This is a genomic window from Oscillatoria sp. FACHB-1407 (assembly GCF_014697545.1).
Lineage (GTDB): Bacteria > Cyanobacteriota > Cyanobacteriia > Elainellales > Elainellaceae > FACHB-1407.
This window is the reverse complement of sequence record NZ_JACJSA010000063.1, coordinates 1-3,070: the sequence shown is the minus strand read 5'-3', so window position 1 is coordinate 3,070 and position 3,070 is coordinate 1. Positions and strand designations below refer to the sequence as shown.

Annotated in this window: 4 protein-coding genes; all 4 read left to right on the top strand. The window is 46.7% G+C overall.

Annotation, left to right across the window (positions count from 1 at the left end):
* The first annotated feature begins 369 nt into the window (after nt 1-369).
* The 4 genes from H6G89_RS34235 (at nt 370) to H6G89_RS34220 (ending at nt 2,947) form a co-directional block, all read left to right on the top strand.
* Nucleotides 370-1,035 (top strand): hydrolase, encoded by a 666-nt coding sequence (locus tag H6G89_RS34235; RefSeq protein WP_190514490.1) that lies wholly within the window; start codon nt 370-372, stop codon nt 1,033-1,035.
* A gap of 120 nt (nt 1,036-1,155) precedes the next feature.
* Nucleotides 1,156-1,611, top strand: a complete 456-nt coding sequence (locus H6G89_RS34230) for a DMT family transporter (protein WP_190514489.1) — start codon at nt 1,156-1,158, stop codon at nt 1,609-1,611.
* A 17-nt stretch (nt 1,612-1,628) separates the two neighbouring features.
* The gene (locus H6G89_RS34225; protein WP_190514488.1) at nt 1,629-2,210 is read left to right on the top strand and encodes an antibiotic biosynthesis monooxygenase; all 582 of its coding nucleotides are present in this window, start codon (nt 1,629-1,631) and stop codon (nt 2,208-2,210) included.
* A gap of 26 nt (nt 2,211-2,236) precedes the next feature.
* Nucleotides 2,237-2,947 carry a YoaK family protein gene (locus tag H6G89_RS34220; RefSeq protein ID WP_190514487.1) on the top strand — a complete coding sequence of 237 codons (711 nt, stop codon included), beginning with the start codon at nt 2,237-2,239 and terminating at the stop codon, nt 2,945-2,947.
* Nucleotides 2,948-3,070 lie beyond the last annotated feature (123 nt).

Sequence of the window (3,070 nt, the reverse complement as noted above, 5' to 3'; positions counted from 1 at the left end):
CAGATTATGACAGTGGAGTAAAAAGTGGTGTGATTCAAACACCCACCTTTTTTATCAATGGGATTCGACATGATGGAGCGTGGGATGAGACAGCACTTCTCGGCGTAATTCTTCCACTTTTATAGTTCTTGAGGAGACATGAACTACAAAAGACAATACTCTAATTTCAGTTGAATTTAAATGAGCCTAGCCAACTAGCCAGGTTTTCAACCATCTAAGAAGCAGGTAAGAAGAGGCATAGTTTGGCTAGTTCCCAAGAAGATGCAACTTCAGTAATTTATTGAGTAAAGCAATGAAGCGAATAGCAATTTTGTTACGAAGCAATCATTGTAACAGTGAATGCAATCTCAATTATACTTTGGAGAACTTATGACGATTCACAGCTTGCTCACCCCAGAAAACTCCACCATTATTTTTATTGACCATCAACCGCAAATGACCTTTGGTGTAGCTAACATTGATCGTCAAACATTAATCAACAACACGGTGGGATTGGCAAAGGCAGCCAAAATTTTCAATGTACCAACCATTCTTACCACAGTTGAGACCAAAAGCTTTAGCGGCTATATGTGGCCCCAATTGCTGGAAATCTTTCCCGATCAAACCCCGATCGAACGCACCAGCATGAACTCCTGGGAAGATGCCAAGTTTGTCGCAGAGGTAGAGCGGATTGGTCGCAAAAAACTGGTGATGGCGGCTCTGTGGACAGAAGTGTGTCTGGCATTTCCAGCCATTCAAGCGATGGAAGCAGGCTATGAAGTCTACGCTGTGGTTGATGCTTCTGGTGGCACCAGCCAGGTTGCTCATGACACGGCAATTCAACGCATCGTTCAAGCAGGTGCTGTACCTGTAACCTGGCAACAGGTGTTACTGGAATACCAGCGTGATTGGGCGCGTAAGGAAACCTATGATGCTGTGATCGCAGCCGTCAAAGAACACTCTGGGGCATACGGTGTGGGTGTGGAATACGCCTACACAATGGTACATGGCGCACCTCCTAGCAATGCAAAAGCCCCTGCTTTGGCTCATGCATAGTTAATGAACTTGTCTCCACTACGTGAGCAATGTACTTCATCCAGTCTCGCAGAATTACAGCTTTTAACTGAGTGGAGACAAGTTTCCTGTCACTTATTCTCTAAAATTTCGGAGTCTTTCATGGACGGACGTAGTATTTACTTGCTTGCAGCATTGGCGGGAGGGGCAGTTTTACCCGTTCAAGTTGCCCTCAACACGCTGCTGAAGCGATATGTGGGTGAACCGATGCAGGTAACGTTCATCTCATACTTAGTAGGTACTCTTTCGTCACTGACTATCTGCTTCGGTGCTCAATATCCTCTACCTGCTGTGACAACTCTAACTCAAACATCCTGGTGGATGTGGATTGGAGGATGTTTGGGCACGTTATATGTTTGGTCAACCATTTTTACAACACCGAAAATTGGAGCAGCACTAGCTCTGGCACTGACGATCGCCGGTCAGATGATCGCTGCTTTATTTTTGGATCATTTTGGGGCGATCGGGCTGACAAAATACTCTGCCAGTCCAGAGCGTATTGCAGGGGTGATTTTCGTAATTATCGGAGTATCCCTAGTTGCCCATGCCAAAAGTTAGTACAGCTGGAAAATATCATGTTAGATAACCCACCTATCATTGAGACGGAAGAAAACCAGCAAGTCACTGCCATTATTTCTCATGTTGTCCGTCCCGGACGTGAGCAGGGCTACGAGGAATGGTTTCATGGCATTGCTGCCGATGCACGCAAATTCAAAGGGCATTTGGGGGTTAGCACAATTCGCCCCCATGAACACAATCACCCTGAGTATGTCGCTATTCTCAAGTTCGATCACTATGACAACCTCAAAACCTGGCTGGAGTCGGATATTCGGCGGGAATGGATTGAACGGTTACAACCCTTGATTGTAAAACCAGAATCCATTCAAACCCTGACGGGCTTGGAAACCTGGTTTACGCTGCCTCATCAACTGCTCAAAGCACCCCCTCGTTACAAAATGGCATTGGTTTCATGGTTGGGAGTTTTTGTCACCCTGGCAATTCTGAGTCGTCTAATAGCCCCACTTCTAGAAGGATTACCTGTATTACTGCATCAATTGATTACAACTGGGCTGGTAGTGCTTATTCTCACGTATGGGGTGATGCCACAACTCACAAAGCTATTTAAGAACTGGCTTTATCCCAAAATGGAATCGTAAATTAACCAACTCAGGAGACTCCTTCAATGGCATCCCAGCATCGCGAACACCTTCTTACCGCAATTCTCGGTTGGGTCGCAGGCTACGTAGACACTCTAGGCTATGTGGGGTTGAATGGTCTATTTACCGCCCATGTGACTGGTAATCTCATCGTAGCGGGAGCCGAAATAGTTGGAACAGGTGAACAGGATGTGTGGGTGAGATTGGCAGTGATTCCTGTGTTTATGGTGGCAGTGATTTGTACCGTTGCTTACTGGCGATCGCGTCGTTGCCAACCGTCTAGCCTCTTGTGGTTGGAAGCTCTGTGTTTACTAATTTTTCTGGGGGTGAGCGTGGTGCTGATTCCACAGACAGGTCAACCAATTCCACCGGGAATCCTGTTTACCGTCGGTTCAGCAGGAGTCTTTGCAATGGGTGTGCAGAACGCCCTGATGAAAGAGGCATTTGGTACGTTAGCTCCTACCACCGTTATGACGGGCAATGTTACCCAATTCGTGATTGACCTGTCTCAGCTTATTGGACTCAGTCATCCTGTAGGGGAAGAAGCCAATCCCCCTTCACGAGAAGCGGTCAAAAAACGCATGGTGAAGTTTGGCAATGTTCTGGTGGGATTTGTTGTGGGTGCCGCAACAGGTGCGCTGGCGCTGGTGATGGTTGGCTTTTGGGCGATCGCGCTGCCCACATTGACAGTTGCAGTGTTGATAATGACGCTACAGGCTCGCAAACAAATCATCTAAATCCATCTGTTGAACTATTCTCGTCTCCGCTTCTCCACTCTATTCATCTCTATTCTTTTCCTAAAGAGGATCACTATGACGGATCACTCCAAATCTTCACGCCGCCATTTCTTGAAACTTGCA

What these genes read in the sequence shown, in the direction of transcription:
- H6G89_RS34230 (WP_190514489.1), top strand. Translation starts at nt 1,156, where the DNA reads ATGGACGGACGTAGTATTTACTTGCTTGCAGCATTGGCGGGAGGGGCA.
- H6G89_RS34225 (WP_190514488.1), top strand. Translation starts at nt 1,629, where the DNA reads ATGTTAGATAACCCACCTATCATTGAGACGGAAGAAAACCAGCAAGTC.
- H6G89_RS34235 (WP_190514490.1), top strand. Translation starts at nt 370, where the DNA reads ATGACGATTCACAGCTTGCTCACCCCAGAAAACTCCACCATTATTTTT.
- H6G89_RS34220 (WP_190514487.1), top strand. Translation starts at nt 2,237, where the DNA reads ATGGCATCCCAGCATCGCGAACACCTTCTTACCGCAATTCTCGGTTGG.